The sequence below is a fragment of the Halococcus qingdaonensis genome (assembly GCF_024508235.1).
In the GTDB taxonomy this organism is placed as follows: Archaea; Halobacteriota; Halobacteria; order Halobacteriales; family Halococcaceae; genus Halococcus; species Halococcus qingdaonensis.
This window is the reverse complement of record NZ_CP101943.1, coordinates 466,991-493,614: the sequence shown is the minus strand read 5'-3', so window position 1 is coordinate 493,614 and position 26,624 is coordinate 466,991. Positions and strand designations below refer to the sequence as shown.

The 26,624-nt window shown below is 66.1% G+C and carries 29 protein-coding genes; 15 read left to right on the top strand and 14 right to left on the bottom strand.

What is annotated here, in order from left to right; translation table 11 throughout:
- Window positions 1–12: 12 nt before the first annotated feature.
- Together aceB and aceA are read right to left on the bottom strand one after the other, a co-directional pair.
- A complete protein-coding gene (aceB, locus tag NO363_RS02570; RefSeq protein ID WP_256686677.1) occupies window positions 13–1,329 on the bottom strand; it encodes a malate synthase AceB in 1,317 nt (438 codons plus the stop codon).
- A 141-nt stretch (window positions 1,330–1,470) separates the two neighbouring features.
- A complete protein-coding gene (aceA, locus tag NO363_RS02565) occupies window positions 1,471–2,526 on the bottom strand; it encodes an isocitrate lyase (protein WP_256686676.1) in 1,056 nt (351 codons plus the stop codon).
- Between the two features lie 188 nt (window positions 2,527–2,714).
- Between aceA and NO363_RS02560 the strand changes: the two genes are divergently transcribed.
- Window positions 2,715–3,206 carry a DUF6789 family protein gene (locus NO363_RS02560; protein WP_256686674.1) on the top strand — a complete coding sequence of 164 codons (492 nt, stop codon included), beginning with the start codon at window positions 2,715–2,717 and terminating at the stop codon, window positions 3,204–3,206.
- Between the two features lie 113 nt (window positions 3,207–3,319).
- Window positions 3,320–5,086, top strand: a complete 1,767-nt coding sequence (locus NO363_RS02555; protein WP_256686673.1) for a cbb3-type cytochrome c oxidase subunit I — start codon at window positions 3,320–3,322, stop codon at window positions 5,084–5,086.
- A gap of 1 nt (window position 5,087) precedes the next feature.
- Here the strand turns inward: NO363_RS02555 and NO363_RS02550 are convergent, their stop codons facing one another.
- From NO363_RS02550 to NO363_RS02535, 4 genes are read right to left on the bottom strand one after another with little or no spacing between them, the layout of a single operon-like run.
- Window positions 5,088–6,257: a hypothetical protein gene (locus NO363_RS02550; RefSeq protein WP_256686672.1), complete on the bottom strand. Its 1,170-nt coding sequence runs from the start codon at window positions 6,255–6,257 to the stop codon at window positions 5,088–5,090.
- 53 nt (window positions 6,258–6,310) lie between these two features.
- Window positions 6,311–7,141, bottom strand: a complete 831-nt coding sequence (locus NO363_RS02545; RefSeq protein WP_256686670.1) for an MBL fold metallo-hydrolase — start codon at window positions 7,139–7,141, stop codon at window positions 6,311–6,313.
- 47 nt (window positions 7,142–7,188) lie between these two features.
- Window positions 7,189–7,812, bottom strand: coding sequence for an HAD family hydrolase (locus NO363_RS02540; RefSeq protein ID WP_256686668.1), 624 nt, complete (start codon window positions 7,810–7,812; stop codon window positions 7,189–7,191).
- 55 nt (window positions 7,813–7,867) lie between these two features.
- Window positions 7,868–8,143 carry a 4a-hydroxytetrahydrobiopterin dehydratase gene (locus NO363_RS02535; RefSeq protein ID WP_256686667.1) on the bottom strand — a complete coding sequence of 92 codons (276 nt, stop codon included), beginning with the start codon at window positions 8,141–8,143 and terminating at the stop codon, window positions 7,868–7,870.
- Window positions 8,144–8,324: 181 nt separating this feature from the next.
- On the opposite strand from NO363_RS02535, the gene dnaG reads away from it, so the two are divergent.
- Entirely contained in the window at window positions 8,325–9,734 is a 1,410-nt protein-coding gene (gene dnaG, locus NO363_RS02530; protein ID WP_256686665.1) for a DNA primase DnaG, read from the top strand.
- On the opposite strand, the gene NO363_RS02525 is transcribed toward dnaG, so the two are convergent.
- Window positions 9,713–10,129, bottom strand: a complete 417-nt coding sequence (locus NO363_RS02525; protein WP_256686663.1) for a GNAT family N-acetyltransferase — start codon at window positions 10,127–10,129, stop codon at window positions 9,713–9,715. The genes dnaG and NO363_RS02525 overlap by 22 nt on opposite strands.
- Window positions 10,126–11,490 carry a DUF92 domain-containing protein gene (locus NO363_RS02520; RefSeq protein WP_256686662.1) on the bottom strand — a complete coding sequence of 455 codons (1,365 nt, stop codon included), beginning with the start codon at window positions 11,488–11,490 and terminating at the stop codon, window positions 10,126–10,128. The genes NO363_RS02525 and NO363_RS02520 overlap by 4 nt, the downstream gene beginning before the upstream one ends.
- 331 nt (window positions 11,491–11,821) lie before the next feature.
- Between NO363_RS02520 and NO363_RS02515 the strand changes: the two genes are divergently transcribed.
- Window positions 11,822–12,430 (top strand): undecaprenyl diphosphate synthase family protein, encoded by a 609-nt coding sequence (locus tag NO363_RS02515; protein ID WP_256686660.1) that lies wholly within the window; start codon window positions 11,822–11,824, stop codon window positions 12,428–12,430.
- A 62-nt stretch (window positions 12,431–12,492) separates the two neighbouring features.
- Window positions 12,493–12,891, top strand: a complete 399-nt coding sequence (locus tag NO363_RS02510; protein ID WP_256686658.1) for a hypothetical protein — start codon at window positions 12,493–12,495, stop codon at window positions 12,889–12,891.
- 21 nt (window positions 12,892–12,912) lie between these two features.
- Here NO363_RS02510 and uppS read toward each other — a convergent pair whose 3' ends face one another.
- Complete coding sequence (gene uppS / locus NO363_RS02505; RefSeq protein WP_256686656.1) at window positions 12,913–13,842, bottom strand: polyprenyl diphosphate synthase; 930 nt, start codon at window positions 13,840–13,842, stop codon at window positions 12,913–12,915.
- A 124-nt stretch (window positions 13,843–13,966) separates the two neighbouring features.
- Here uppS and NO363_RS02500 point away from each other — a divergent pair, with 124 nt between their 5' ends.
- The 8 genes from NO363_RS02500 (at window position 13,967) to NO363_RS02465 (ending at window position 19,686) form a co-directional block, all read left to right on the top strand.
- On the top strand, window positions 13,967–14,161 hold the full coding sequence (locus tag NO363_RS02500; protein ID WP_004055492.1) for a cold-shock protein: 195 nt from the start codon (window positions 13,967–13,969) through the stop codon (window positions 14,159–14,161).
- Between the two features lie 2 nt (window positions 14,162–14,163).
- Window positions 14,164–14,358, top strand: a complete 195-nt coding sequence (locus NO363_RS02495) for a cold-shock protein (RefSeq protein WP_007742214.1) — start codon at window positions 14,164–14,166, stop codon at window positions 14,356–14,358.
- A gap of 75 nt (window positions 14,359–14,433) precedes the next feature.
- The gene (locus NO363_RS02490; protein ID WP_256686649.1) at window positions 14,434–14,829 is read left to right on the top strand and encodes a DUF5778 family protein; all 396 of its coding nucleotides are present in this window, start codon (window positions 14,434–14,436) and stop codon (window positions 14,827–14,829) included.
- Between the two features lie 36 nt (window positions 14,830–14,865).
- Complete coding sequence (gene ahbB, locus NO363_RS02485; protein WP_256686647.1) at window positions 14,866–15,945, top strand: siroheme decarboxylase subunit beta; 1,080 nt, start codon at window positions 14,866–14,868, stop codon at window positions 15,943–15,945.
- Between the two features lie 145 nt (window positions 15,946–16,090).
- Window positions 16,091–16,750, top strand: a complete 660-nt coding sequence (locus NO363_RS02480) for a precorrin-2 dehydrogenase/sirohydrochlorin ferrochelatase family protein (protein WP_256686645.1) — start codon at window positions 16,091–16,093, stop codon at window positions 16,748–16,750.
- A complete protein-coding gene (hemA, locus tag NO363_RS02475; RefSeq protein WP_256686643.1) occupies window positions 16,747–18,081 on the top strand; it encodes a glutamyl-tRNA reductase in 1,335 nt (444 codons plus the stop codon). The genes NO363_RS02480 and hemA overlap by 4 nt, the downstream gene beginning before the upstream one ends.
- Window positions 18,082–18,391: 310 nt before the next feature.
- Complete coding sequence (locus NO363_RS02470; RefSeq protein WP_256686641.1) at window positions 18,392–18,733, top strand: tRNA-binding protein; 342 nt, start codon at window positions 18,392–18,394, stop codon at window positions 18,731–18,733.
- A gap of 68 nt (window positions 18,734–18,801) precedes the next feature.
- The gene (locus NO363_RS02465) at window positions 18,802–19,686 is read left to right on the top strand and encodes an HFX_2341 family transcriptional regulator (RefSeq protein ID WP_256686640.1); all 885 of its coding nucleotides are present in this window, start codon (window positions 18,802–18,804) and stop codon (window positions 19,684–19,686) included.
- 69 nt (window positions 19,687–19,755) lie between these two features.
- On the opposite strand, the gene NO363_RS02460 is transcribed toward NO363_RS02465, so the two are convergent.
- Both NO363_RS02460 and NO363_RS02455 read right to left on the bottom strand, forming a co-directional pair.
- Window positions 19,756–20,805: a hypothetical protein gene (locus NO363_RS02460; protein ID WP_256686639.1), complete on the bottom strand. Its 1,050-nt coding sequence runs from the start codon at window positions 20,803–20,805 to the stop codon at window positions 19,756–19,758.
- Window positions 20,806–20,874: 69 nt separating this feature from the next.
- Complete coding sequence (locus tag NO363_RS02455) at window positions 20,875–21,594, bottom strand: DUF1405 domain-containing protein (RefSeq protein WP_256686637.1); 720 nt, start codon at window positions 21,592–21,594, stop codon at window positions 20,875–20,877.
- Window positions 21,595–21,828: 234 nt separating this feature from the next.
- On the opposite strand from NO363_RS02455, the gene pdxS reads away from it, so the two are divergent.
- Complete coding sequence (gene pdxS, locus NO363_RS02450) at window positions 21,829–22,737, top strand: pyridoxal 5'-phosphate synthase lyase subunit PdxS (RefSeq protein WP_256686635.1); 909 nt, start codon at window positions 21,829–21,831, stop codon at window positions 22,735–22,737.
- 29 nt (window positions 22,738–22,766) lie between these two features.
- On the opposite strand, the gene NO363_RS02445 is transcribed toward pdxS, so the two are convergent.
- The 3 genes from NO363_RS02445 to NO363_RS02435 form a co-directional block, all read right to left on the bottom strand.
- Entirely contained in the window at window positions 22,767–23,993 is a 1,227-nt protein-coding gene (locus tag NO363_RS02445) for an MFS transporter (RefSeq protein WP_256686634.1), read from the bottom strand.
- 96 nt (window positions 23,994–24,089) lie between these two features.
- Entirely contained in the window at window positions 24,090–25,082 is a 993-nt protein-coding gene (locus NO363_RS02440; RefSeq protein ID WP_256686632.1) for a radical SAM protein, read from the bottom strand.
- A 93-nt stretch (window positions 25,083–25,175) separates the two neighbouring features.
- Window positions 25,176–25,316, bottom strand: coding sequence for a hypothetical protein (locus NO363_RS02435; RefSeq protein ID WP_256686631.1), 141 nt, complete (start codon window positions 25,314–25,316; stop codon window positions 25,176–25,178).
- Window positions 25,317–25,496: 180 nt separating this feature from the next.
- On the opposite strand from NO363_RS02435, the gene NO363_RS02430 reads away from it, so the two are divergent.
- Complete coding sequence (locus tag NO363_RS02430; protein WP_256686630.1) at window positions 25,497–26,579, top strand: DUF373 family protein; 1,083 nt, start codon at window positions 25,497–25,499, stop codon at window positions 26,577–26,579.
- Window positions 26,580–26,624 lie beyond the last annotated feature (45 nt).

Below are 26,624 nucleotides of genomic sequence, written 5' to 3'. Positions count from 1 at the left end.
ATCGGGCCGGTTTCAGTTGCCGACGTCGGTGGCACGCTCGACGACATCGGGGCTGTAGAGCTCCTCGAGGTCGTCGTGCTGGTCCGGACGGTGTTCGTAGACGTCCTGGAAGAGGCTGACGGGCGTCATCGACGCCTGATAGGTCGCCTCGTCCCACATCCGGTCGTTGGCGACATCCACTGTGACGCCGTCGATCTCGATGGTCGCGGCGCGCTCCATCGCGATCGCACCCGTTCCCGCATCGCGGGCCTCTTCGAACTGCTCCATCGAGTCGACGATGTCGTCCATGCTCGGGACGTACTCGACCATGTCGAGCAGTTCCTCGCTGAGTTCCTCCTCGTCGAGGTGGCGCTCGTCGCTGCCGACCGTCAGCACGTAGCCGTCGCCGTCTTCGGAGAGCGAGAGTCGGTCGCCCGTGTAGATTTCTTTGCCGTCCTCACTGTCGAGGGCGACCTGCTGGCTACCGTCGTCGAGCAGCCACGACCCCGTCGCCGGCGGCAGGCCCGACGTGTTCGCTTCGACCACTTGCCCAGGGGTGAGCGACCAGATGCCGAGCATCCCCTTGGCCTGGTTGGCGGTCATGCGCTCGCGGTAGCCCTCGACGTCGCGGATGTCGTCGTAGGGACCGTCGACCGAGATCAGACCCGCCGCGCTCGCACCGCGCGAGGTGTTGTGACGCAGCTCCGGCCACGCCGGCAGATTGCCTGTCGGCGTGATCGCGCGCATGTCCTTCGTGTAGTCGACCTCGCCGTCGACGAGCATGAACAGCCGTTCGAGGTTGTTCGTGGGTTTGCCCATCTCTTCGCGCAGCTCGCCCATCGCGAGTTCGGCGGCACCCGACTCGACGATCACCGACATCGCCAGTGAGCCTTCTTCGAGGCCGTGCTCGTGCTCGACGATCGTGACGAACTCGTCGGCCTTCTTCCAGTCGTCGATCCCACCCACTTCCGGGATCACGAACCCGTCGAGGTGCTCGACGGCTCCCTTCTCCGGGTCGGCGATCGACAGCATGCGCTTGAGCCCCTGATGGCGCGTCTCGGGACTGTCGCGATGCCAGACCACCCGCGGGTGGATCTCGCCGGGGAACTCCGCGCCGTTCTCCGAGACTACCTCGACGATGTTCGCCGCACCCTCGTCGCGCATCGACGGTGCCGTCGCGTCTTCGTTGTCCGGCACCCACACGTCCGGTGCCTGCATTCCACGGAGTTGGCTCGCGCTGCGGATCATCTTCGCCGAGTCCTCCTCGCCCTCGACCGCCGTCGGCGAGGTGAAAAACGTCCGCACGAACTTCCGCTCGTGGAGTCGCTTGTCGTGTTCTTTTTGTTTCATATCAGTAGATGGCTGTATCGCCGCCGGGCGTCGCTGGCTGGCTATACGTGCATTCGCTGCCACGTCGCATGGACAGTTACCCAGTGGACCGATGGGGTACTGTCTGTTTCGATCCGGCGACGCGAACGCCGTTCGTGGCGTTCAGTCGTCGTCGCCGTCGGCCTCGGCCGTCAGCGGGTCGCGCTCGTCCTCCGAGAAGCCCTCCGACCCCTCGATGCGCGAGCGCGCCTCGGGATCGAACTCCATCTCGATGTCCTGGAACTTGTCGACGAACGAGAGCTCGTGGTGGCTCTCGGTCTCGTGGCCGAGATATTTCTCCTCCAGATCGAACTGACCCTGTTCGGCGTTCTCCGCGAGGTTCTTCATGTCCTCATAGGCGGCGTGCGCCCCCGAGTGCAGCGCGAACAGCGTGATGAACTGGTAGCTGTAGCCGAGATCGCCCAGCTCCTGGAACGTGAGCGGGTCGTCCTGCTCGGACCACGCGAACGAGCTGGAGTAGTTGAACGCCAGATCGAGCTCCGGGTGGGTCTCGTGGATCGTCTCGGCGTAGTCGACGGCGTCCTCGCGACTGGGGTCGGGCATCTCGGGCCAGACGATGTCGACGCCGGCGTCGGCGTACAGCCGCCCGCGTTCGAGATGTTCCTCCCAGTCACCGTTCGCCGAGCCGTAGGCGTCCGTACGCGCGATGATCACCGTGTCGTCGGACTGTTTGGCGTCGACGGCGGCCTCGAAGCGCGCCTGTGCGTCCTCGCGCGAGACGATCTGCTTGCCCGCGATGTGGCCACATCGCTTCGGCGTCACCTGATCCTCGATATGGATCGCCGCGACGCCGGCCTTCTCGTACTCGCGGACGGCGCGGCGGACGTTGTGGATGCCACCGTAGCCCGTATCGCAGTCGGCGATCACGGGGAGGTTGGTGGCCTCGACCATTCGTTTGGCGTTCTCGACCATCTCGGTCATCGTCACCATCTCCAGGTCGGGGAAGCCGAACTGGCCCAGAACGGTCGAGTAACCGCTCATGTAGGCGGCGTCGTGGTCGGCCATCTCCGCGAGCCGGGCGTCGAGAGCGTGGTACATCCCCGGCGCGAAGACGTAGTCCTGTTCGTCCAGCATTTCGCGCAGCTCGCGGGCTGCGGGGTTGTCGACGTCCTTCGTGAAGACGTCCGTGTCTCCGATGAGTTCTTTCGGCGTTGGCATGGTTGGTCTCGTGGCGGCGAACGGACCCCAGACGGGGACGGCGCGATCCGCTCGCCGACCGCATCGGCACCGACAGCAAGGAGGGTAAAAACTGTTATGATCTTTTATGATAATATTCATTAGATGGTTTTGCGATGCGGAAGGCATCTAACGGATATAAATGTCGGACGGTAGCATGGGGGTAGGCGATGGACGGGGAGACGATGGACGAAGCGGCGCGGCCGGCACGGATGACCGGACTTTTTCCTCCCCTCGACCGAGGGCCGGTCATGCACAGGGCGCTGCGTGCGATCACCGGCGGCCTCGTCGGAACGGTGGTGTTGGGTGGATTCCTGCTCGTTCTCGACACGCAGGCACGCGGCACACTGTCGGTCGCGGCCGTCGTCGGCCGCTTTCTCGGCATCGATGGCCGGCCGCTGATCGCCATCGCGCTGTTCGCGGTCGTCACCGTCGTCGTCTGGCCGGCGCTGTTCGTCGCCGTCGAGGAGTATCTCCCGTTCGGTCCCGATCCTGCAGCCCGGGCGGTGGCCTTCGCCGCCGTCATCGGGATCGTCTTCGTCGTCGTCGGCCGCGGCTCGATCACGGGCCCGATCCTCGTCATCTACGTCGGCTTTTCCGTGCTCGCCCATCTCGCCTACGGCTTCGCGTTCGGCAGCATCTACGGCCGGCTCGCTGGCTGAACGGTCATCGATGGAACCGGTCAAACCAACGGGTGAACTCACGTTTATACACGGGGGGCGAGTAGGCGAGCCATGGTTCCGGATCGACGGCCGGCAGCCGGGGAGGAGCGGCCATGATCGGCGGTGGGATCGTGCTGACGGTCATCGCCGTCCTGCTGGTTGCAGTCGGGACACGGTTCCTGCAAACCAAGGGCTGGTCCGCGCCGATCCCGCGCCCCGACGGCGGCTATCTCTCCGGCGGTGAAACCGACACCGAACACGCCGAGAAACAGTCGGGCCTGCTGCGCTGGCTGACGACCGTCGATCACAAGGACATCGGCGTTCTCTATCTCGTCTTCGGCACCGTGGCGGCGCTATGGGGTGGTACGGAAGCGATGATGATTCGGACCGAGCTGCTGACGCCGACGGCCGACGTCTGGACCGCAGCCACCTACAACGGCCTCTTCACGACCCACGGCATCACGATGCTGTTTTTCTTCGTCACGCCCGTCTTCTTCGGCATCGCCAACTACTTCCTGCCGCTTTTGCTCAACGCCGACGACATGGCGTTCCCGCGGATCAACGCCATCGCCTTCTGGATGCTGCCGCCGTCGCTGCTGCTCGCGCGGGCGGGGCTGCCCGCCGACGCGCTCGGCAAGCTCCTCTCGACCGTCGGCGTGAAGATCCCGTTTCTCGAAGCGCTCCATCCCCCAGAGACCGGCTGGACGCTGTACGCACCGCTGTCGATTCAGAGCGGAAACCCGCAGGTCGACCTGCTCCTGTTGGGCCTGCATCTGAGCGGTATCGCGACCACCCTTGGCGCGATCAACTTCATCATCACCGTCGTCTCCGAGCGCGGCGACGACATCGGCTGGCCCGATATCGATATCTTCAGTTGGACGATGCTCTCGACCAGCGGCATCGTCCTGTTCGCCTTCCCGCTGCTCGGCAGCGCCGTCATCATGATGCTGCTCGATCGCAACTTCGGGACGACGTTCTATCTCATCGAAGGCGGCGGGCCGATCCTCTGGCAACATCTGTTCTGGTTCTTCGGCCATCCGGAGGTGTACATCATCTTCCTGCCGGCCACAGGGCTGGTGAGCACGATCCTCCCGAAGTTCTCCTCTCGCAAACTGTTCGGCTTCAAGTTCATCGTCTACTCGACGCTGGCCATCGGCGTGCTCTCCTTCGGCGTCTGGGCACACCACATGTTCTCGACCGGTATCGACCCACGCGTGCGAGCGAGTTTCATGTTCGTCTCGCTCGCGATCGCCGTCCCGAGCGCCGTCAAGGTGTTCAACTGGATCTCGACGATGTACGACGGCCGGATCCGTCTGACCGCGCCGATGATCTTCGCCGTCGGCTCGATCGGGACGTTCATCCTCGGCGGCGTCACGGGCGTCTTCCTGGCGGCGATCCCCATCGATCTCGTGGTCCACGACACCTACTTCGTCGTCGGCCACTTCCACTTCATCGTCATGGGGATCATCCCGATGATGATGTTCGCGGCGAGCTACTACTGGTATCCGATCATCACGGGGCGGATGTACGATCAGCTCCTCGCCCGGCTGCAGGCGGTGCTCACCATCGTCGGCGTCCCGATAACGTTCGGCTCGATGCTCATCATGGGCGCGCTCGGCCTGCCACGGCGCTACGCCAACTACCCCGACCAGTTCGCCCTGCTCCAGCAGATCGCCTCCGTCGGCGCGTTCATCATCGGCATCGGCGTGTTGCTCTGGCTGTGGAACATGGTGCAGTCCTATCGCGTCGGCCCGCGCGTCCGCGACGCCGACGTCTGGCAGCTCAAACGTGACGACGCCTTCACCCGGGAGTGGCAGTGGTTCGAGGAGAAACTCGCCGACCGCTACGGCACCGACGGCGGCGATCCCGACGACGACTGAGTCAGGACTCCTCGGAGACGCCGCCGAGCACGCTCGAAATCCGCTCGCGCCACTCCTCGATCTCCTCGACGTCCGCCCGGAGCTCCGCGACCGACTCCTGGGTCGTATCGACGGCAGCCTCGGTGTCGTCGATGTTCTCGTCGAGCGCCGCGATGTCGTCGGCGTTCGTCTCGACGGCCGCATCGAGGCGCTCGATGGCGTCTTCGGTCTCGCTCGTCCGCTCGTCGAGCGCCGCGAGTTCGTCCTCGATGGTCGCGACCTGATCGGTCAGATCCTCGATGAGCTGGCGGGCCGGCCCGTTCTCATCGATGAACTCCTCTAGGGCGTCGGTGTAGGCTTCGAGATCGCTGATCCGTGACTGGAGGTGGGTGAGACGCACCTCGCTGCCGGCGTCGTCGGTATCGAGTTCCTCGGCGAGTAGCTCGCGATCCGCCTCCGCGAGGTCGCCGGCGCGGAGTTCGGCCGCCAGCGCCGCCCCGACGTCGCCCTCGGTAACGCCGATGTCGCCCGTATCGACCTCACCGTCACGTGGCTGGCCATCTGCCGTGTTCGTTCCGCCGGACTCTCCGGCTCCGTCCGCCGCAGCCGCTTCGGCTCCCGAGATGTCGACTTCCTCGATGGTGTCGTCGCCATCGGGACCCGCAACGTCGCGATCGCCAGCGATGACGTCGCGGGCAGCCTGGCTGCTGTCGCGACCCGACGTGGCGGCCGAAGTGTCGTCGCCATCCGATCCGTCGGCGGCGGGTTCGGCAGCGGTGTCGTCGGTATCGGCCCCACTCTCGGCGTCGGCCACTTCGGTAGTCGATCTCTCGCCATCGGGATCGCCGATCTCGACCGTCGGATCGGTCATGAACCGTTCGGGGTCGTGATCGTCGGTTCGCACGCCGTAGACCGTTCGATACTCCTCGTCGGCCGTGAGGCGGTGCTCGAAGATCGCGCTGTCGCCCTCGACGGTCCAGTCGTCGCCGCCGTAGTCGGGATGGAAGCCGAGATCCGCCGCCGGAACGCCCTCGGGGATGGGATCGACCAGCCGGACCGTCGCCTCGTCGTCGCGCTCCGAGTGGAGGCGGAAGTCGACCGTCGGGACGGGGAACTCCTCGGTTTCGTACGATTTCGTGAGCGTGATCCCGTCCTCGGAGATCGTCCGTTCATCCGTGTCAGAATCACTCATACCGAACGATCGGCCACGATCCTCTTAAACGTTCAGCGCCGTATCACCGGTCCTCAGAGTTCGATACGATCGCCGATCTCGACGATTTCGAGATCCGCGGGGTCGTCGTAGCTCCGAGCGTGGTGAGACAGCGCCGTCGGATCGGCCGTCAGCCCCTTCCACATGTCCCAGTGCGTCGGGACGAGTCGATCGATCCGGAGCTGTCCGGCGGCCTCGACGATCTCGTTTTCGTCGCAGTACCAGCGTTTCTCGGCCAACTCACCCGTGTGCTTGTCGGGAAGCAGCCCGGTCGAACCGAACGCGAGCGCGCCGAGGTCGATATCGTGGCGCTCGCCGACGGCTTCGAGGCTCGCGTCGGGTTTCGTGTCGCCGCCGTGGAAGAAGGTCCCCGCCGGGTGATCGACGACGTAGCTCACCGGCTGGGTGGCGTCGGGATCGTGTGCCGTCTCGACCGTGACGGTGAATTCGCCGAGTTCGACCGTGTCCTCGACCGCCAGTTCGGCGAGCTGGTCGGCTGCAACGTCCCACTCGTCGGTCCAGGCTTCCTCCTCGCGCGCGACCGCGATGCTGTCGGCGGGGCCGTAGAACGTGGCATCGGTGGCTTCGAGAATCGGGGCCTGCGAGGGGCCGTGGACGTGATCGGTGTGTTCGTGCGTGGCGAGGATTGCGTCGGCCGCCCTGACGTCGCTCGGCGCGAACGGAACAGGGATCATGCGCACGGTCCGCGGCGGATCGCCCGTACCGAGATACGGGTCGATGAACAGCGTCGTCGCGCCGTCCGTGAGCGCGAAACCGTTGCAGCCGAGATACCAGATCGCGACGCCGTCGGGGTCGGCGGTGTCGATCTCGCGAACGAGCCAGTCGTCCCAATCGCTGTGGACCATACCGACACCGGGCGAGCGAGTCGCCTAAAACTCCCGATCGATCCGGATCAGACCGGGAACCGTGAGATACGGTGATCACCACGGACACAGCGCCCGCGACGCTCGTGGCCGTGGCGTTCGAGATGGATGCCGTCGAGACCGGCGTTCCACGCCGCGCCGACGTCGTGGGGCCCGTCGCCGACGAGCACGCCCTCGTCACCGGCGACGCCCATCTCCTCGATCGCCAGACGGACGGGTTCGGGATCGGGTTTCCAGCCGAGATCGCTCGTACAGCAGACGACCGTCTCGAATCGGCCGTGCAGATCGAGTTCGGAGAGAACCGGCTCGGTGAGATAGCGCTGGCAGTGAGTGACGATGCCGACCGGGACGTCGAGTGACGCGAGGAATGCGGCGGCGTCGTCGTAGACGAAGGTCGCCGCCGCGCGGGCGCTCGGGTCTTCGATCGCGTGGAGCGTCGACCAGAACCGCTCGGCGTCGAGACCCCACTCACGGAGCTGTTCGTCGCGGAACCCGCCGAGGCCGTTCCAGAGCGTGTGCGCCTCGCGGTCGTCGAAAGTGTAGCCGAGGCGCTCACCCACGCGGTCGAACAGCCGACGGACGTACGTCCATTCGACGTCGACGAGCGTGCCGTCGAGGTCGCACAGCCAGAAATCGTACTGGGGTAGCTCCATCGGACTTATCAGGTATGTGCGGGAACCTCATAGCTGTTCTGCCGGCAGCACGCGCTCACCGTGCGTCGTCGAAGTGTTCGGCCATCTGGATGTCCTGATCGGTGACGCCACCCTCCTCGTGGCTCGTCAGCGCGATCGCCACCTCGTCGTAGCGGATCGTGATCTCGGGATGGTGGAACTCCTCGTCGGCGATCTCGGCGGCCTCGCTCGCGAATTCGACCCCGTCGAGATACTCGTCGAACTCGTAGGTGCGGACGATCTCGTCGCCCTCTTGGTTCCATCCCTCCGGTGTGCGATCGTCGATCTCCTCGTCGGTCAGAACGTCTGCCATGTCCGATCATGGATCAGGAAACGAATAAGCGTTGGCCGTCGGGTGTAACGACCGACGGACGTCGGACGGAGAGGGGGCATGGCGGTAGGTATATCCGTTCAGGAAGGCGAGTACGAAACGTATCAGTGTCGCAGTTCATCACGGTCACAAACCGGCCCCGACAGGGGAACACCACTCACTCATGGAGGATACGGACAAATACCTGATTCACGCGGACGTCACCGCCGACGGGGTCGTCGAGCGCAACGACGTCGTCGGTGCGATCTTCGGCCAGACGGAGGGACTCCTGGGCACCGATCTCGACTTACGGACGCTCCAGCAGTCCTCGAAGGTCGGCCGGATCGACGTCAGCATCAACTCACAGAACGGCCAGTCGTTCGGCCGCATCACCATCGCCAGCGGACTCGACAGGGTCGAGACCGCCATTCTCGCGGCGTCGCTCGAAACGATCGAACGCATCGGCCCCTGTCGCTCGACGGTCGACGTCGAGCGCATCGAGGACGTCCGGGCCGCGAAACGCCGCGAGGTCGTCGAGCGCGCCAAAGGGCTCCTCGGGGCCTTCGAGGAGAGCACGATGAGTTCGGCCGAACTCGTCGAACAGGTCCGCGAGAGCTCACGCACCGGCGAGGTCGTCGAATACGAGGGGCTACCGGCCGGGCCACGAGTGGCCGACGGCGACGCGATCACCGTCGTCGAGGGGCGCGCCGACGTGGTCGTCCTCCTCGAGTACGGCATCAAGAACGCCGTCGCCGTCGAGGGGACCAACGTGCCCGACGCGGTCGCGGCGCTCACGACCGAGCGCACGACGACGGCGTTTCTCGACGGCGACCGCGGCGGCGATCTCATCCTGAAGGAGCTCGCCCAGGTCGGCGAGGTGGAGTACGTCGCGGTCGCACCCGCCGGCAAGAGCGTCGAGGACCTCTCGCGCGAGGAGGTCCACGAGGCGCTGCGCGGAAAGGTCGCCCACGAGCTCGTCGCCGAGGCGGGCAGCCCCCGCGAGGCCGTCGCCGCGACCGACGGCAGCGCACGACCCGCGCCCGCGACCGACCGCGCCGCACCCGCGACGGCCGAGCCGGCGGTTTCGGAACCTGGAGAAACGACGACCGCCGAGGGCGAGCCATCACCCGCTCGCCCACCCCCGACGGACGCCGGGAGCGGGGCAGCCGTCGAGTCGGCCGTCGAACCGACCGGCGAAGCGACAGCCGACCCGACCGAATCGGTCGACGAGGACGAATCGGCGGCCGAGAGCGAACCTTCGTCGGAGGAAGCGGTCGAGGAGACCGACGAACCGGCGACGCTCGGCGCACACGTCCGGGGCGTCATCGACGACGAAACCGATCAGGCACGGCTGCTCGACGGCGATTTTTCCGTCATTGGGACCGTCCCGGCCGCGGAGACGTTCGACGCGGTCGCGGAGGCGTCGGCGGTGCCCGTGGCAGTGGTGATCGACGGCGAGCTCGACCAGCGCGTGCTCGACGTGGCCGCCCAGCGCGGCGTCGAGCAGATCGTCGCACGCTCGACCGGCGAATTCGTCAAGCGACCGACCGACGTGCGCGTGCGGACCGCCGATCAGCTCCGGTCGTCCGACTGATACACCATTGCCACGCCGTCGCCGTGTTCGTAGTGATCGGGAAGGAAACGATCGATTCGGAAGCCGTGGCGCTCGTAGAACCGTCGCGCACGCTCGTCGTCCGCGCGTGCGGTGAGCCGACAGTCGTCAGCATCGTCGAGAACGGCCTTCAGCAGCGCCGAGCCGTGGCCCGCGTTGCGATGGCCGGGCGCGACGGCGAGCTCGGCGAGATGCGTCGGATCACTGCCGACCGCGAGTGCGTAGCCGACGGCCGTCTGACCCGAAACGAGCACGCGTCCGGGTCCGGTGATCGCCGTTTCGAGCAGCTCCGGCCAGGTCGATGCGAGCGATGCCGATTGGATGGCGAGCAGGCGCGGGCGATCGGCGGGCGTGGCCGATCTGATCCGATGGCTCATAGCGCCGCGAGACCGGTAGCCGCGGCGAGCGCTGCACAGACCAGCGCGGCCGCGAGCGTGGCGAGGAAGTTCACCGTCTGATTGCCGATACGGCGGTCGGCGAACGCGAGACCGGCGAGCACACCGGCGAACAGATCGCCGACCGCTCGGTTCTCGAAGCGCGCACCGAGTAGACTGTCGACGACCATGCCGGCGATGCCCGCGAGTGCGACGACGATCGCGCCCGCTGGCGAGATCGGGAGGAAGAGGAAGCCGAGAACGGCGATGAGCACCGCGCCGAACAGGCCTGCGACGACCCCCTGCCACGTCACGCCGCCGTCGGTGCCCGGTGGGACGGGTTCGAACGTCGTGATGAGTCGGGGCGTGTCGAACAGCCCGCCGATCTCGCTCGACAGCGTGTCGGCCATCGCCGCGGCGAGCGAGCCGGCGAAGGCGAACACGAAGGGGCTGGCCGTGAGCGGCAACATCGGGCTCGCGGCGTAGGCCAGCACGGCACCGAGCGCGACCGCGGAGTTCGCGAGCACGTTGGCGCTGCCACGCGCGCCGTCGTTGCCCTCGGCCAGTCCGCGCTTTCGCTTCCGATCGTAGCGGAACTTGCCGGCGAGCCCGCCGCCGCCGAAGAATGTGATGAGCAGCGCGAACCAGCCGAACCCGCCGAGAACGACCATCAGCAGTCCCGCGAGCACGCCCGTCACCATCCCGGTGATCGACGCGGTGTCGAGCGCGTAGGCGAGCGCGCCGAAACCGGCCGTGACGAGGAGCGCGAGCGCGACACCGATCGGGCTGATCGTCGGTTCGAGCGCGGCCAGCAGCCAGAGCAACAATCCCATCGAGAACAGCACGAGCGGGTCGTCGCGGACGAACAGCGCGAGGCGAACCAGCGCGCCGAGCAGCGCGGCGCTCGCGGCGAAGAAGACCGCGAGCGCGGGCGACGGTGCCGGGGCGGCGAGCCCGACGACGAACTGGCCGAGCACGCCTGCGAGTGTTCCGCCAACGACGAACGCGACCGTGGCGGCGACGGGTTCGTGTCGGCGCTGGCGAGCCGCCGCCTCGGCGAGGTTGCCACCGGAGAGTACGAGCACGCTGGCGACGAAGACGAAGACGGGCATGCCGAACAGGGGGACGAACAGCGCGAGGCCGGCCGCCGCGAGCGCGAAGCCCGCCAGGCCATAGAGCGTGCGCTCCTCGTGATCGCCGGGCCGGGCGAACAGTTCGAAGGCCGGCCCGTCCTCGACGACGAACGCCGCGAGCGCGGCGACGACCACGAAGGGAGCGGCGGCGGCCGGTCCCAACAGCGGGGCGGCGAGCGAGAGCGCGCCGACGAGCGCGAACGCGCCCGCCCGCCGGAGAGGCCACGTCACTGCCCGTCGTTTCCCCGATAGCTACTTAACGCTCCCGAAGCCGCCAGCGACTGCCCGTCAGCCATTCCCAACTGAAATCGACCGCTGTGGCGCGCGATGAATCCGGCCGGAGGCCGGAGAACGCGCGAGGGATGAGCGAACGACCGAAGGGAGTGAGCAAATCGGTTGGGGAGGTATGTGGGCTGTGCGGGGCGGTTGCGGTCTCTCATTGTCGTCTACATTCCGTCGTCGCTGCTGTAATCACCAACCGAGAATGAATCCTGAGAGCGATAAACGATAATTTCGTCGACGAAACGTGAAGGCTTAGGTGAATCAACCGCTCCGTTTCACCGTGGGACTGTACGACCGCTATCTCGCCGCTCGCATCCGCCGCACCGAGGCCCCGCTGCCGGGCTGTGTCGCGGTCGTCATCGCCGAGCGCGATCTGCTTGAAGACGGTGCCTATCGAACGGTCGAGGAGTTCTTCGAGTGGGCCTTCGAGTACGACGCCGACTGCGTGCTGGTCTACGTGAGCGTGCTCGATACGGGCGCGGTGCCGGCCATCCGTCGGGTGTTCGAGCGCTGTGACGCCCCGCGCGAACTCGCCGTTCGCGGTCCGGACGACGACGAGCGCGCCGACGCACCGATCAACGTGAGCATCGGTCTCGGCGGCAAACACGAGTTCGCGGCGGCCGTTCGCGGCGCGGCCACGGCTGTCGAGGCCGGTACGCTCGCACCCGAGGAGATCGACGCCGAGACGATCGAGGATCGACTCGTCTTTCCGACCGCCCCCGATCTCGTCATCAAGACGGGTGCCGAACGGCTCTCGGATTTCATGATCTGGCAGTCGGTCTACTCGGAGCTGTACTTCACCGACGTGAACTGGCGCGATTTCCGCAAGCGCGAGTATCTCCGCGCGCTGCGGGATTATCAAAGCCGACAGCGCCGGTACGGACAGTAAAGCATCGACGTTCTCTGGTTGCGACAAGAGTTATGCTCGATTGAAGCGAAGAATCGAACACAATGAGCGTCGCGAACGATCGCGATCGCGATGAATCCGGATCGACGCTCGCCCGAGGTGCCGGACTGCTCGCAATGGTCGCCGGGTTACTCGGGGCCGGCTACCTGCTCGTAACGGCGGTGATCCCATACCTGTTCGTTGAGGGCGAAAGCCTCGCAGTAGCGAACGCGCCACTGATCCTATTCTGGTCGATCGTCGTCGTTGCCCTCTCGCTCGGAGTCGGCTACTGGACGTGGACGGAACGGCTATGGCGCGTCTGGGCGCTCGCAGTAGCGGTGTCGACGCTCGCAGTGCTTTCGTTGTTCAGTATCGGGCGAGCGATCGTCCCGTTCGCTGCGCTGTCGGTTGTCGCCGCAGCTCTGCTGACCATCGAATCGCGCCGATCGGGCGTCGCAAAATAGCGTCCCTCCGTCGTCACCGGTTCAGTCGGCCGTCGTCGGTTCGGTCTCGTTCGCGTTGTGCTCGACACCGTCGAGTTCGCCGCGTGGGAGATATTCGCGGAAGCGATCGACGATGGCGCGCGCCTCGTCGAGTTCCGCGCCGCCCACCGCACGAACCAGTGCGAGCGCGCGCCGCGCGCGGGTGCGTCGCCACGACTGCTCGCGTGATTCGTAGGTGCGGATCGCGCGCAGGAAGTCCTTCTTGGCGAAAGCGGGCCAGTAGGGTGTGCAGAAGAAGACCGCCGCCTCGTTGCCGTTGGCGTGCCACGGCAGGAAGTTCGAGGTGCGCTCGTCGCCCCCCGTGCGGATGATGAGGTCCACGTCGCGGGCGGGACCGGCGTAGAGGCGGCGCTCGATCGTCTCGGCGTCGATGTCACCCGGGGCAGTATCACCGGCTTCGACCGTGCGTGCGACGTCGCGGGCCGCGCTCAACAGTTCGGCACGGCCGCCGTAGGCGAGCGCGATGTTGAGCTGGAGAGCGTCGTAGTCGGCAGTCTTCGTCTCGGCGTAGTCGATGGCGTCACGGAGATCGTCGGGCAGTCGGTCGGTCTCGCCGATGGCCCGGATCCGCACTTCGCGTTCGTGGACGCGCTCGGCGTCGGCGAATTCGCGGAGTTTCTCTTCGAGCAGTGAGAAGAGATGGTCGCGCTCGTCGGCCGAGCGGTCGAAGTTCTCCGTCGAGAACGTGTAGAGGGTGAGCTCCTCGACGCCGATCTGTGCACACCAGTCGAGCACCGCCTCGGTGGTTTCGGCACCGGCACGGTGGCCGTCGGCGGCGTCCTGGCCGTGTTCGTCCGCGTAGCGTCGGTTGCCGTCCTGAATGACGGCGACGTGCGTGGGTGCGCCGTCGATCTCGCGTTCGAGAAGGCGCTCGTAGGCTTGGTTCAGCAGGCTGTGCGTGCGCGAGGCCATTCATGGCTCATAACCGGGGGGGTGAAATGAATCTTCTGGCATGCGGACGGATCGTGCGACGGCGGGACAGGCCGGGCGACCATTGCGCAGGTTTTTATGTTACCGGTGCATCCCATCGAGTGCAATGGCGTCAGGTACGGTTGACTTCTTCAACGACACGGGCGGCTATGGGTTCATCGAAAGTGACGACGCGGACGAGGACGTCTTCTTCCACATGGAAGACGTCGGCGGCCCCGACTTGGAGGAAGGACAGGAGGTAGAGTTCGACATCGTGCAGGCTGACAAGGGACCGCGGGCGGAGAACCTGGAGCGGCTGTAAACATGGCTGAAGGACAAGTGGACTTCTTCAACGACACGGGCGGCTACGGCTTCATCGAGACCGACGAAGCCGACGAGGACGTCTTCTTCCACATGGAAGACGTCGGCGGCCCCGACCTCGAAGAAGGCCAGGAAGTCGAGTTCGACATCGTGCAGGCCGACAAGGGCCCGCGCGCCGAGAACCTCGAACGACTGTAAACGACGGACGACTTTTCGACTCCTCGGCGCAGCGGCGACCGGGGAGCGTATCTTTATCGGGTGCGAGCGACGGGTATGAGCGAGACGCTCGACGACGAGCTCAGACGACGGACCGAAGCGCTGCTCGAACCCGGCGAGATCGAGTTGCAGGGGCTGATCGTCCACACCGAGTACGATTCGAACGAGGAGAGCATGCTCCACCGCGCGACCATCGAGATCGGCGACACGATCGCCGAACACGCCGAGACGGACGACACCTACGTCTACTCGGGCACCGACGATCCCGATTTCGGCCTCAATCAGCATCAGGGACTCACCATCGAGGGCGACGAGTTCGTCTGGGAGTGCCAGCAGCTTCTCCGCGAGGGAACCTACGACGTCGTGTTCTACTACGAGACGAGCGCCGACCACGAGGGGATCGTCGACGACCTCCAGGCGGAAGGCTACACGGTAACCGGCGTTCCCGAGTAGCGGGGCGTTTATGGCCGCCGCGAGCCGAGAGACTGTATGACGAACGCGGACGCGACGGTCGCGCTCGACGAGCGCGAGCGCGCCATCATCAACGCCTTTCAGGGTGGATTCCCGGTCGTCGAACGCCCGTTCGAGCCGGCCGCACGCGCCCTCGCCGAGCGCGGCATCGACGCCACCGCCGACGAACTGCTCGACACGATCCGACGACTCGACGAAGAGGGGACGCTCTCGCGATTCGGCGCACTGATCGACGCCGAGGCGATCGGCGGGACGGCCACTCTGGTGGCGATGCACGCACCCGAAGATCGATTCGACGAGATTGCCGAGCAGGTGAACGCCCACCGCGAGGTCGCGCACAACTACGAGCGCGAGCATCCGCATCTCAATATGTGGTTCGTCGTCTCGGTCGCCGACGACGAGGACGTCGAGGGCGTGCTCGAGGCCATCGAGGACGAAACCGGACAGGAGACCTACAACCTCCCGAAACAGCACGAGTTCCGCGTCGAGGCGAAGTTCCTGCTCGACGGCCCGATCTCCCAGGGGGATCTCGATCTGTCGGATCTCGGTCCCGACGTCGAACCCAGTGGACGAGGATCGCTAACGCCGGCCGAGCGTGATCTCGTCATCGAACTTCAGGGCGGGCTGCCGCTCACCGAGACGCCCTACGCGGACGTCGCCGACGCGATCGATCAGGACGTCGAGTGGGTCGCCGAGACGATCAACCGATTCCTCGCCGAGGGGAGACTCCGGCGTGTCGGCGTCGTGCCGAACCACTACGCGCTCGGCTACACCGAGAACGGCATGACCGTCTGGGACGTGCCCGACGACCTCGTTTCTGAGGTCGGACCGGCGATCGCCGAACTAGAGTTCGTCACCCACTGCTACGAGCGCCCGCGCCACGAGGGCGTCTGGCCGTACGACTTCTTCGCGATGACGCACGGCCGCTCCGAAGAAGAAAGCGAGCGCCGGATCGAGCAGGTGCGAGAGCGGATGGGCGACTTCTTCGACGTCGGCGACGAGGACTGGGACACGCTGTTCTCGACGCGTATCCTGAAGAAGACGGGCATCAGGATGGACGAACGCGCCGCGGCGAACACCGAGGAAAGCGAGACGTGAGCCAGCGTCGAGCAGCGTGCGGTGCGGTCGAAGCACTCAGACCGCGAGCGAGCCGCGTAGCGGCGAGTGAGCGGTTTTTTTGGTCCAGATTTTTTACGCGAGCGGTGCGCGTCAGCGCACCCGAGCGTAAAAAAGGTGGGTGGGGATGATTCCGCTGCTGCACGATTTCAGCGGGGAGGCAGTACTGATTTTCGGCGGCGGGCCGGTCGGCGCGCGCAAGGCACGCCGATTCGCGCGCGAGGCACGGGTCGTGGTGGTGAGCCCGGCGTTCACCGACGCCGAGTTCGGCGATGCGGAACGCGTGCGTGCCGCGCCGTCGCCCGACGACGTGCCTGAGTGGTTCGAGCGGATCGCCCCGGCGCTCGCGATCGCGGCGACGGACGACGAGGCGGTGAACGACGCCGTGGCACGGGTCGCGCGCGAGCGCGGAACCCTCCACAATCGTGCCGATCGGAGCGGCGGAGCCGTCGAGCGGAGCCATCTTGACGTGACCGTGCCAGCGACGGTTCGCGACGATCCCGTCCTGATGGCGGTCGCCACCGGTGGAACGAGCCCGGCGCTCAGCCGATATCTGCGCGAGCGCTTCGAGGAGGAGTTCGCCGGTGTGGGCGCGATGGCGACGCTCACGGGGGAGCTACGCGAGCAGTTGCGCGAGGACACGCCGGCCGAACAGCGACGGGCGGCCGTCCGGGCGGTCGTGCGCTCCGATCGGGTTTGGAAGGCTTTAGGTGATGGAACCCATACCGCGGAGCAAGAGGCCCAATCGGTGATCAGCGACGTGCTCTCGGGGATGAACGAACGATGACTGTCGCCACGGGGATCATTTCCGGCGTGAGCATCGCCCATCAGCGCGCGAGCGTCGAGCAGATCGAAGCGGCCTGTGCGCGCGACGAGCGCGAGACCGTCGAAGCGCTGTGCGCTCACGAGGGCGTTCGCGAGGCGTTCTCGCTCCAGACGTGTAATCGGGCGGAGCTCTACGTCGTCGCTGACGATCCCGATCACGGCCGCGAGAGCCTTTCGTCGATCGTCGCCGACAGTCCCGACGAGGTCGTCCGCGAGCTCGGCCACGAGGAAAGCCTCCGCCATCTCATGCGAGTCGCCTGCGGGCTGGAGTCGCTCGTACTCGGCGAGGACCAGATTCTCGGCCAGTTGCAGGACGCCTACACGAACGCCCGTGCGGTCGGCGGGATCGGCTCGATGTTCGAGGAAGGCATCCAGAAGGCCATCCACGTCGGCGAGCGCGCACGCACCGAGACCGCCATCGACGAGGGCGTGGTCTCGCTCGGCAGCGCCGCCGCACGGCTCGCCGACGAGGAGCGCACGCTCGCCGACGCCACGGGGCTGGTCGTCGGTGCGGGCGAGATGGGGACGCTCGCCGCCCAGTCGCTCGGCCGCTCGGTTGACCACCTGTTCGTCGCCAACCGCACCGAGGAGAAGGCCGCTCACGTCGCCGACCAGGTCGAAGCCGACGGCGCGGCGCTCGACCTCGACGACCTCCCCGAGGCGCTCTCGCTCGCCGATGTCGTCGTCTCGGCGACGAGCAGCCCCGTTCCCGTGCTCGATCGCGAAGCGCTCGCATCCGCCGGCGAAACCCTGCTCATCGACATCGCCCAGCCGCGCGACGCGACACAGGCCGCCGCCGAACTCCCGACCGTTACCCACTACGATCTCGACGCGCTCGAATCCGTCACGGAGGCGACGCGCGAGCGCCGACAGGAGGCCGCCGAGCGCGTCGAGGCGATGATCGACCGCGAGTTCGACAATCTGCTCGCCCGCTACAAGCGCCAGCGCGCCGACGCCGTCATCGCTGCGATGTACGAGAACGCCGAACGGATGAAGGAACGCGAACTCTCGCGGGCGCTCTCGAAGCTCGACACCGATGGGATGACCGACGACCAGCACGCCGTCGTCGAATCGCTCGCCGACACGCTCGTGAGTCAACTGCTCGCCGCCCCCACCAAGAGCCTGCGCGACGCCGCCGAGGACGACGACTGGGCGACGATCAACAGCGCGCTCCGGCTGTTCGACCCGTCGTTCGACGCCGACGACACACCGGCAACCCTCGGCACGAACGACGTTCCCCAGGAAACGCAGTACGCGCTCGCCTCGGCCGTTCGTGAACATCTCGATGACTGAAACCCCACTTTTTTACACGGGGTCCTCCTTCGCTCCGCTCAGTCGAACCCCGTCCAAAAACCTGGACTAAAAATCCCCGCTCGCAAACCGCGCGAGCGGTGAACCGCGCTCGCTCCACTCGCGCGGAGAGCAACGCCACCTACGACGCACCGCAACCGCCGAAGCCCTCGGCGCGCTCCGCGCGCCTCGCCCTTCATCCGCCAGGAAACCGCGGCCGCACCCGCACGGCGGCCGCACCGCATCCGCCCCGTGGCTGCCGGCCGCACATCGCTTTCGCTGGAATGATGCATATTGCACGTCCAACGATGACATGGGCATCGACGAACCCGATATCGATCCTGAACGCTTTCTCGACGACATCGAAATGCGCATCGGCGAGATCGTCGCCGTCGAGGCGTTCCCCGAAGCTAGAAAGGACGTCTACAAACTCGAAGTGGAGTTCGGCGACGAGACACTCCGATCGGCCGCCGGGTTGACGATGTACGAGCACGAGGAACTGCTCGGCCGGCAGGTGGTCGCGGTCGTGAACGTCGGCACGGTCTCGATCGCGGGCTTCGAGAGCCAGTGTCTCGTGACCGGCGTCGACGGCGACGAGGGCGTGGTCCACCTCCAACCGGAGCAGCCGGTCGAAAACGGCACGCGCGTCTACTGAGTCGAAACGGGTAGCGGATGGCGATCCGACTCGACAACCCTTATTCGTGGTTCACCGATAGAACGGGTATGCAGACCCACATCGTGCCGGTCGGCTTCGATTACGACCGGCTCATCGCGCCGCTCGTTCGGGACAAACGCGACGTCGACAGGGTGATCCTCCTCGAAGGCGCGGTCGGGAGCGAGGCGAACGTCGAATACTCGCGCAAGCTCGCGGCGAAGCTCGAACAGGACTTCACGAACCTGCTCGGCGCGGAGACCGAGCGGTTCGTCGTCGAGGACGTCTACGACTACGACGGGGCCTTCGAACAGGCCTACGCGCTCATCAACGACGAGCTCGACGCCGGCCACGGGGTCTGGGCGAACGTCAGCGCGATGCCCCGAACCGTGAGCTTCGCCTTCGCCACCGCTGCCCACTCGATCGGCGTCGAACGGAGCGAGGACAGGGATCGGATCCACACCTACTACACGATCCCCGAGAAATACCTCGAAACCGAACTTGCCGAGGAGCTCCGCCAGCAGATCGACTTGCTGGCCGATCTCGACGATGACGACGAGCGCATCGACGAACGCCTCCACAGCGCGCGGGACCTGCTTGCGGAGTTCGACGAGCGCGGGACGACGATCGGCGCGAAGGCGATCGACGGCGAACACATCCTCGAGATCCCCGTAGCGTCGTTCTCGAACGTCAAACCGTTCGAGGAGCTCATCCTGTTCAAACTCGGCGAGGACGGCCCCTTCGAGAGCGTCTCGGAGCTCGCCCAGGCGCTCGCGCGCGAGCTGAGCGAGGAGTACACCGACAGCTTCCGCTCGAAGGTCATCTACAACGTCGATCGGCTGGGGCCTGGCGGCAAGGGCTACGTCGAGCAGGACGCCCACGGGAAGTCCCACCGGACGCGCCTCTCGCGCATCGGCGAGCTCTGGGTACGCTCGCATGCGGACAGGGAGACGTGAGCGGGACGAGAATCGAATCCGAGGATGAGAGAAGAGGAAAATCGAGGGACTGCGAGTCGGCTATCGTCGTCAGACCCACTTCAGCCCGTGCGGCGACGCCGGCGGGGTGAGCAGGCTCGTCGGCAGGTCGCCGCTCGGGTCGGGATCGTTGTACGCCCGCGGGGCGACATCGTTCGGCCCGTCCGGATAGAACAGTGACGCGAGCGCGTGGATATGCTCGCGGCCGACATCGAGTTCGAACTGGCCGCCGCCGTACATCCGGATGTCGTTCTCTCGACAGTAGTCGATCGTGTCGAGTACGGACTCCACCGAGCCGAACCGCGAGGGTTTGATGTTGAGCCAGTCCGGTTCCCACGGGAGGTCCTCGATCGTGTCGACGCCCTGGATCGGGTAGTCCCACGTCACGCGTGACTCGTGACCCGCGAACAGCTCCCGTGTCTCGTCGGTCAGCGCCGGATCCTCGACAAGTGCCTCGGGAAACCCCTGGATGATCCGCTTGTAGAGATCGGGATCGGGCGGCTGGTCGACCATCGTTCCGTGGTACTGGCCCTTGAGATCGAGAATCCGAACGGCATCGGTCGCCGCCAGCCGTTCGACGAGTTCGGTCGACCAGTCCGACGTGGGATCGAGCTTGAACTCGAGCGCCGGGTTCCGGTCGAGCCAGTCGTCGACGCGCTCGCCGGTCGGTGGCTCCGCCAACCGCGTGCTCACGACGAACCGGACGGGATCGTACGAGCGATCGAGGCGCTCGGCGAGGGTCGTCCCGGCCTGTTTCAGCGCGAGATCGAGCGCTGCACTCTCGAACGCCCACCGCCGGTAGTCGCGGGCGGTCGGCTGGTCGGGCTCGTTATCGGGGAAAAGATCGATCCTGGCCAGCTGCTCGGAGAACGAATCGAGCGTGTACTCGCCCGCGACGGGGAACGTCGCCGTCGAGTCGCGGAGCGCGTAGTGGGCTTCATTGTCGTAGATGACGTCCTCGCCCTGCCCGGTCTCGCCGTCGCCGTGCAGCGAGACGACGGTCGTCGTGCGGGTGAAGCCGCTCGACGTGTCCCGTTCGCGCTGGGCCAGTTCGTAGTCGTCGATGGTGAGATCGAGATCGGCGACCCGGTCGTAGAGCATGCCCGCGGTACGCCCACCGACTATTTAACTCCACCTCGGGCCGAGTGCTCGCCAGCGGCGACGACGAACTCAAGCCCGTGCTTCGAGCTTCTTCACCCGCGTCGCCAGCGCGAGGAAGGTCGCGAGCAGCGTCAGCGCGAGCGCACCCGCCGCGACGTACTGGTGGGCGGGCACGACGTGCTCGATGACGCCGTCGACGATCGGCTGGACGGGGAGAGTCGTGTGGTGGTACGTGCCGACGACGGGGACGAAGTAGTCGACGAGGTCGTTCAGTCCGTACCACGCGAGCGCAACGGCGACCGCCCACACGGGAAAGTCGGAGTAGCGGTGGATCACGAACCCTTCGAGCGCCATCGCGAGATGGCTGAAAAAGAGGAAGACGTAGAGCCACAGCGGGGTGCTCGCGAGGAACGCATCCTGGAAGACGAGCAGCGTGTAGGGGGTCCAGAGCCCGAGTTTGAGGCAGCCGAAGAAGGCGAGCGCGTCGAGCCACTCTCGAGAGTGGCCGAGTTTCCAGCTCGCGATCGACAGCGCGATGAACAGCGTCGCCACCGGGCTATCGGGGACGAACGGCCACGCAAGAGCGGGTTCGAGACCGAACTGAAAGCGGTAGTACCAGAAGCCGAAGGCCGTGCCCGCGAGGTTGATCGCGACGACGAGCCAGCCGAGCCGCAGCCCCAGATCCTCGATCGCTTTCGGCACCGGCGCGACGTACCGCGGCAGCGCCTCGCGGTCGGGCACCGCCCCATCGAGCAAGCGACGGAGTGGGCCAACCCGTCGTTCGGCCATTGGCCAAGAATCGACCGGCCGCGACAAAACGGTGCTGATCGGTTGACGAGGGAGAGTGGGGGGACGTGTACGATGACAATAAGGGAAAACGTTCGGCGTTCGTTCGACTATCACTCCCTTAATTGATTATAAATTGAGTTTCAAGGATCGAGCTAGTTATTCAGCCATCAACGCCACCATCAGTGAGAGTTGATCAAAGAACGGCGTTAAGTGAGTGGGGATTCAACTCGTGACATGGCCGACGAGACCGATTTAGAGGAGCTGAAGCGGGGTACCGAACTCGTCAAACGCGGGTTCGCACGGATGCAGCAGGGCGGAGTCATCATGGACGTCGTCAACGCCGAACAGGCCCGCATCGCTGAGAACGCGGGTGCAGTCGCCGTGATGGCGCTCGAAGCCGTGCCGGCCGACATCAGAAAGCGCGGCGGCGTCGCACGGATGGCCGACCCCGCCGACATCACCGAGATCATCGAAGAGGTCTCGATCCCGGTGATGGGGAAATCACGGATCGGCCACACCAAGGAGGCCCAGATCCTCGAAGCCACGGGCGTCGACATGATCGACGAGAGCGAAGTCCTCACGCCTGCCGACGATGACTACCACATCGACAAGCGAGAGTTCACCGCGCCGTTCGTCTGTGGCGCGCGTAATCTCGGCGAGGCACTCAGAAGGATCGGCGAGGGCGCGGCGATGATCCGGACGAAGGGCGAAGCCGGGACGGGAGACGTGAACCAGGCCGTCTTCCACCAGCGCAACATCCGCGGCGCGATCCGCAAACTGGAGGGGATGACCCACGAGGAGCGCGAGGCCTACGCCCGTGAGATCGAGGCCCCCGCCGAACTGGTCCACGAGACCGCCGACGCCGGCCGCCTCCCGGTCGTGAACTTCGCCGCCGGCGGCATCGCGACGCCCGCCGACGCCGCGCTCATGATGCACCACGACTGTGACGGGATCTTCGTCGGTTCGGGCATCTTCGGTGCCGAGAACCCCGAAGCGATGGGCGAGGCGATCGTCGAGGCGACCAACAGCTGGGACGATCCCGAGAGGCTCGCGGCCATCGCGACGAACGCCGGTTCGGGCATGAAAGGCGACGCGAACGCCGACCTGCCAGAAGAAGAGAAACTGCAGGGTCGCGGCGTCTGAACGGTCGATTTCTCACACGCTCGATTCCTCTACGCGCGCGTTCGTGCCGGAAGGAAGACGTAACAGACGACCGCGAGTGCCGTGAGCGCAGCCAGCACGACGAACGACTCGTCGGCGAGTCCGGCATCGAAGAAGAGTCCGACTACAGTTGAGCCGGTCGCAGCGATCAGGAAGAACGTCGTCCGGAAGAAGCCCCATGCGGTGCCTTGGACCGCGTTCGGGACGACGGCGATGATGTAGGCGTTGCTCACGGGATTGATCGCGAGCCGCGAACCGAGCAGGACCGTCAATAGTGCAACCGGGACGAGTCCATCGACGAACGGCAGCGCGAGCAGCGGGAGGACGCCGAAGCCGGCGGTCGCGAGCAACACCGTGCGATCGCCGTAGTAGTCGGCGGCGTTGCCGGCGACCGACTGGGCGAGCGCCCCGCCGACGAAGAAAAGCGCGAACAGGGCGGCGGCGCGCTCCTGGGAGAACCCCTTGACCGCGATGAAGTATGTTGGTAAAAAGGAGGTCAATCCCTGCATCACGAACAGCGAGAGCGTGGCAGCGCTCACCGCCGTCACCGTGCGCCGCGAGACGGCGGTCCAGAGCGCGCGCAGCAGCCCGCGAATCGAGGGACGACCCGACGGGCTGGCGGTCGGCGTACGTCGTGAAAGCACCCGTCGGATGGCGACCGCAACGGCGAGGTAGGGAATCGCGAGCAACACGACGGTCGTCTGCCAGCCCAGCGGACCGACGAGCACGCTGGCGGCGAACGGCAACAGCGCCGAACCGACGCTGCCCGCCGCGAGCGTGAGGCCGATGGCGGTGCCGTCGTGCTCGCCGAACGTTGCCGAGAGGGCGGTGCCGCGCGCCGGGCCGTACAGTCCAGTCCCGAGGCCGAACAGCGCACAGCCGCCGAGAAACAGCACGAACGTCGGCGCGAGGCTCACCGCGACGACCGCACCCGCCGAGACCGCGAGGCTCGTCCCGAGCAGCGCGCGCTCGCCGAAGCGATCGGTTAGCATGCCGGCCGGGAACTGCATCAGCGCGTAGGCCGCCCAGACGGTCGTGACCGCCACGCCCGCCGTCGCGTTCGAGACGGCGAAGAACTCCTTGACCTGCGGGAGGATCGCCGGAAAGAGATAGCGCCCGCCGAGCACCGTCAGCCAGCCGGCGGCCACGACCGCGAGCGTCCAGCCACGCCCGTCGCCGCGCAGCACTTGCGCCGTCCGTCGCACACGATTTCTGAGCGATTCGAACGACGCCTCCATTCGATCTGGAATGGGGGAGAACGCCGTATGAACGTGGTGATACGACCACGATTCCGTTCCGTCGGCGACTCACGGTCGCAAAAACCGACGTGAGAATCAGGCCAGCGGCGTTCGCTCGACCACGGTGCCGTCGGCGGTCGGGTACTGCTCGACGATCTCGCCCCTGTTCACGTCGCCCTCGTCGATCATCTCTTCGAGGAGCCACCAGGCGAGTTCGACGTGTTCGGATTTCTGGCTGTAGAACTCCTCAGGGACGCCGAGCTCCGCCAGTCGGTCGCCGCTCTCCCAGGCCTTGCCGTAGACGAGAGTGCCGTCGTCGGTCACTTCGTCGAACTCGCGCCTGATGACCTTCGCCATCCGCTTCAGACGATTGCGGTGCTGGGCGGCGTCCTTGAACACGCTCGTACAGAAGTAGACCTTCTCGTGATCGCCCATCGCGTCGAGGATGTCGTGGGAACCCTCGACGGCGCTCATGTGGCCCTCGCGGCGCTCGAAGCCCTGCTCCTGCATCCGTTCGTAGTTGCCGTCGCTCATCTCGAATTCGTTGATGTTGCAGAAGTCGGCCGCGCCCTCGTCGAGGAACTCGATGAACTCCTCCTCGGCCCGGATGCCGGGGATCTCGAACGCTGGCGTCAGACCCTCTTCGCGGGCGATATAGAGGATCTCCTCCCATTCGGTGCCGTGCATGTCGCCCCACAGTTCGTAGGGCGGATGGAAACGGATCTCATCCAATCCGGCCTCGGAGAGCCGGCGCATGTTCTCGCGTCCACCGGTGATACCCGTGTAGAGATGGGTGTGGTGATCTTCGCCGAACTCGTCTTTGAGCATCGAAAGATAGCGGCAGGTCTTGGCCATCGCCTCCTGGGGCTCGCCACCGGTGATCGAGGTCCCGAGCGCCTCCATCCGGTGGGCCTCCTCGATCACGTCGCTGTCGTCCTCGACGAGGCGCTCGTTGGCGTAGACGTCGGTGACGTTCTTCCGGTTCTCGCCGAGCGGACAGTAAAAGCAGTCGCGCTGGTCGCAGTAGCCGTAGACGAACAGCACCATCTTCCCGCCCTTGGCACACTGTTCACAGCCCTTCGAGATCATTCGTTGAAACGACTGGGGGCGCAGTCCTGAAAAGGCGTACGGCTTGGATCGGCCGTCCTCAGTGTTCGAGCGAGACAGCGCCCGGGACGACTGCTACTCCCGATATCGATCGGGCAGTCGGTGGCTCAACACCATCTCCTCGCGGAAGCGTCGCGCGTCGGTTCGGTCGTCAGAGTCGTTGCGGCTGATCTCGGGCACCATCGGCGCGCCGGTGTTCTCGATATCCGTGTACATCTGTTGTCCTGCGAACGACGGCGACGAGTGCGCCATCGTTCGACACGAACCACTGATCCGGCCGGCCCCAATAAATGTAATGATAGAACATGTACTAAAACTCCTGTGTGGGTTAGGACGTATTAGGTGCGTAGCGGCCAGCACCGAAAGCAGTTAACGGCGGGTCGCGTAGCCGGCCGTATGCTGCTGGTGCTGTGTATCGACCTCGACGACGACCTCGGGCGAAAGGCCGGCGTCGAGACGCCCGTCGTGGGTCGGGAAGCGGTCGAGAGCGCCGCCGTTTCGCTCGCCACGGCCGATCCGGAGGACTCCGACTCGAACGTACTCTTCGAGGGGTTGCACATCCACGACGACATCACCGACGAGCAGGTCGCGGTCGCGGCCGTCACCGGCGTCGAGAGCGGCGGCGTTGCGGCCAACAGGAAGGTCGGCGAGGAGATCGACCACATCCTCGCGGGGCTGACCACCGGCGAGGACGTTCACGCACTGGTGGTCACCGACGGCGCACAGGACGAGTCGGTGATCCCGGTGATCCGCTCACGGCTCCCGATCGACGGCGTCCAGCGGGTCGTCGTCCGGCAGGCCCAGAACCTGGAGTCGATGTACTACACGATGAAGCAGGTGCTCGACGATCCCGAGACGAGAGGCACGATCCTCGTTCCGCTCGGCATTCTCCTGCTCATCTACCCGCTTGCCGAGATCGCCAGTCAGCTCGGCGTGCCCGGCGCGGCGGTGTTCGGCTTCATCTCGGCGCTGCTCGGGCTCTACGTTCTCTTTCGCGGTCTCGGTCTCGAACGTGCCATCGACGAGGCGGTCGCGCGGGCGCGGCGCGGGCTCTACGCCGGCCGAGTGATGCTCATCACGACGGTGGTTGCGGCGGCGCTGCTCGCCATCGGCGGCGTCCGCGGGATGACGACGTTCGACGCTCACAGCGCCGTGGCAGCGCTCAGCCTCGTCGAGGCGATCGCCGCCTTCATCGTCGGCGCGACGCCCTGGTTCGCGGCCGCGGGCATCACCAGCAGCGTCGGCCGCATCACCGACACCTATCTCGCCGAGCGCTTTCGCTGGCGGTATCTCAACGCCCCCTTCTACGTGCTCGCCATCGCGGCCGTGCTCTACGCCGTCAGCGCGTTCCTCCTCGGCGAGGTGGGACTGACCTACATGGCGGTCGCGCTCACCGCCGGCACGCTGTTGGGGCTCGTCAGCACGCTCGCGTTCGCCATCGTCGAGTCGCGCTTCCCGAGCACTCCGGAACCGGTCTGAGGGCCGTCCTCATCGGATGGTGGCGACCGTCACCGGAGTGGGCAA

Coding starts and splice junctions, on each gene's coding strand:
- NO363_RS02445 (WP_256686634.1), bottom strand. CDS start 23,993: ATGGAGGCGTCGTTCGAATCGCTCAGAAATCGTGTGCGACGGACGGCG.
- NO363_RS02470 (WP_256686641.1), top strand. CDS start 18,392: ATGGGCATCGACGAACCCGATATCGATCCTGAACGCTTTCTCGACGAC.
- NO363_RS02550 (WP_256686672.1), bottom strand. CDS start 6,257: ATGAGTGATTCTGACACGGATGAACGGACGATCTCCGAGGACGGGATC.
- NO363_RS02540 (WP_256686668.1), bottom strand. CDS start 7,812: ATGGAGCTACCCCAGTACGATTTCTGGCTGTGCGACCTCGACGGCACG.
- ahbB (WP_256686647.1), top strand. CDS start 14,866: ATGACGAACGCGGACGCGACGGTCGCGCTCGACGAGCGCGAGCGCGCC.
- NO363_RS02455 (WP_256686637.1), bottom strand. CDS start 21,594: ATGGCCGAACGACGGGTTGGCCCACTCCGTCGCTTGCTCGATGGGGCG.
- uppS (WP_256686656.1), bottom strand. CDS start 13,842: ATGGCCTCGCGCACGCACAGCCTGCTGAACCAAGCCTACGAGCGCCTT.
- NO363_RS02510 (WP_256686658.1), top strand. CDS start 12,493: ATGAGCGTCGCGAACGATCGCGATCGCGATGAATCCGGATCGACGCTC.
- hemA (WP_256686643.1), top strand. CDS start 16,747: ATGACTGTCGCCACGGGGATCATTTCCGGCGTGAGCATCGCCCATCAG.
- NO363_RS02460 (WP_256686639.1), bottom strand. CDS start 20,805: ATGCTCTACGACCGGGTCGCCGATCTCGATCTCACCATCGACGACTAC.
- NO363_RS02535 (WP_256686667.1), bottom strand. CDS start 8,143: ATGGCAGACGTTCTGACCGACGAGGAGATCGACGATCGCACACCGGAG.
- NO363_RS02430 (WP_256686630.1), top strand. CDS start 25,497: ATGCTGCTGGTGCTGTGTATCGACCTCGACGACGACCTCGGGCGAAAG.
- NO363_RS02500 (WP_004055492.1), top strand. CDS start 13,967: ATGGCGTCAGGTACGGTTGACTTCTTCAACGACACGGGCGGCTATGGG.
- NO363_RS02480 (WP_256686645.1), top strand. CDS start 16,091: ATGATTCCGCTGCTGCACGATTTCAGCGGGGAGGCAGTACTGATTTTC.
- NO363_RS02490 (WP_256686649.1), top strand. CDS start 14,434: ATGAGCGAGACGCTCGACGACGAGCTCAGACGACGGACCGAAGCGCTG.
- NO363_RS02435 (WP_256686631.1), bottom strand. CDS start 25,316: ATGTACACGGATATCGAGAACACCGGCGCGCCGATGGTGCCCGAGATC.
- NO363_RS02525 (WP_256686663.1), bottom strand. CDS start 10,129: ATGAGCCATCGGATCAGATCGGCCACGCCCGCCGATCGCCCGCGCCTG.
- NO363_RS02545 (WP_256686670.1), bottom strand. CDS start 7,141: ATGGTCCACAGCGATTGGGACGACTGGCTCGTTCGCGAGATCGACACC.
- NO363_RS02555 (WP_256686673.1), top strand. CDS start 3,320: ATGATCGGCGGTGGGATCGTGCTGACGGTCATCGCCGTCCTGCTGGTT.
- dnaG (WP_256686665.1), top strand. CDS start 8,325: ATGGAGGATACGGACAAATACCTGATTCACGCGGACGTCACCGCCGAC.
- NO363_RS02495 (WP_007742214.1), top strand. CDS start 14,164: ATGGCTGAAGGACAAGTGGACTTCTTCAACGACACGGGCGGCTACGGC.
- aceA (WP_256686676.1), bottom strand. CDS start 2,526: ATGCCAACGCCGAAAGAACTCATCGGAGACACGGACGTCTTCACGAAG.
- aceB (WP_256686677.1), bottom strand. CDS start 1,329: ATGAAACAAAAAGAACACGACAAGCGACTCCACGAGCGGAAGTTCGTG.
- NO363_RS02440 (WP_256686632.1), bottom strand. CDS start 25,082: ATGATCTCGAAGGGCTGTGAACAGTGTGCCAAGGGCGGGAAGATGGTG.
- NO363_RS02560 (WP_256686674.1), top strand. CDS start 2,715: ATGGACGGGGAGACGATGGACGAAGCGGCGCGGCCGGCACGGATGACC.
- NO363_RS02465 (WP_256686640.1), top strand. CDS start 18,802: ATGCAGACCCACATCGTGCCGGTCGGCTTCGATTACGACCGGCTCATC.
- pdxS (WP_256686635.1), top strand. CDS start 21,829: ATGGCCGACGAGACCGATTTAGAGGAGCTGAAGCGGGGTACCGAACTC.